This window comes from Pseudoxanthomonas sp. LjRoot204_2 (genome assembly GCF_056175765.1).
Genome location: NZ_JBGFFG010000717.1, coordinates 1 through 1,090, shown reverse-complemented (window position 1 = coordinate 1,090; position 1,090 = coordinate 1). Strand labels below are relative to the sequence as shown.

The following is a 1,090-nucleotide window of genomic DNA, read 5'->3' as shown; positions in this document are numbered from 1 at the left end:
CGACCACCCGCTGTTCCGCGCCGCGCTGCGTGGTGCGGCCGCTGATGCCGTGGCGCAGTTGTCGGTGCGCGAAGCGGAGTCGCTGGACGGCGTCATCGCCACGCTGGAAGCGCACGACGACATCGACCTGGTGCTGCTCGACCTGCACATGCCCGGCAACCACGGCCTGGCCGGGCTGGCGGCGATCCGTGCACAGTTTCCCGCGGTCGCCGTCGTGGTGGTGTCCGCCAACGACGATCCGCGCGTGGTCCGTCGTGCGCTGGACCATGGCGCCGCGGGCTATCTGCCAAAGAGCTCGGGCCTGGACGAGCTGCGTGATGCCATCCGCAGCGTGCTCGCCTGCGAGCAGTGGCTGCCGGCCTCGCTGCGCGGCGCCGTGGCGCGTGCGCAATCGTCCGAACACGACACCGAACTGGCCGGTCGCCTGGCCAGCCTGTCGCCGCAGCAGTTCCGCGTGCTGACGCTGGTGGCACAGGGCCTGCTGAACAAGCAGATCGCCGACCGCCTCGATGTGCAGGAGCGCACCGTCAAGGCGCATCTCTCCGCGATCTTCGACCGCCTCGGTGTGCGCAACCGTACGCAGGCGGGCGTGGTGCTGCGCGAACTGGAACTGGCCGATCCGGCACGACAGATCGAAGGCTGAGGTTCCACGCCGTTTCCAAGGACGGCGCGATGACGTGGAACCAAGCGTGGATCACCGCTGATGTGCGGTGATCATAAATTCGCCACACACCTTGACAGCGTTGTGCCGCAACGCGTGCCAACGCTTATCCACATGTTGGTCGACAGACCATCCACATGCGGTGTGGACAACCCGGAAACCCGACCGTCACGCACTGGTCAAAATTTCGCCACACGCCTTGACAGGCTTGCGGCGCAAGGCGGCCGCGCGGTTATCCACATGCTTTCCCAACGCCGATCCACACAGCGTGTGGACAAGCGTGATCGTGGAACATGCGGCCGTTCCCTGTAGGAGCGACGTGAGTCGCGACCGTCGACCTTGGTCTCCGTTGTTCCGTGGATGACACGGACGAGGAGAAATATATGCCGTAGGAATCAGCGCTCATCCAAGGTGCAGTGCCCCCTCTGC

The 1,090-nt window shown here is 65.7% G+C and carries 1 protein-coding gene; it reads left to right on the top strand.

Features of this window, described 5'->3' with window-relative positions; translation table 11 throughout:
- On the top strand, window positions 1-643 hold a 643-nt coding region (locus tag AC04L7_RS19355), incomplete at its 5' end, for a response regulator (protein ID WP_475513797.1).
- Window positions 644-1,090 lie beyond the last annotated feature (447 nt).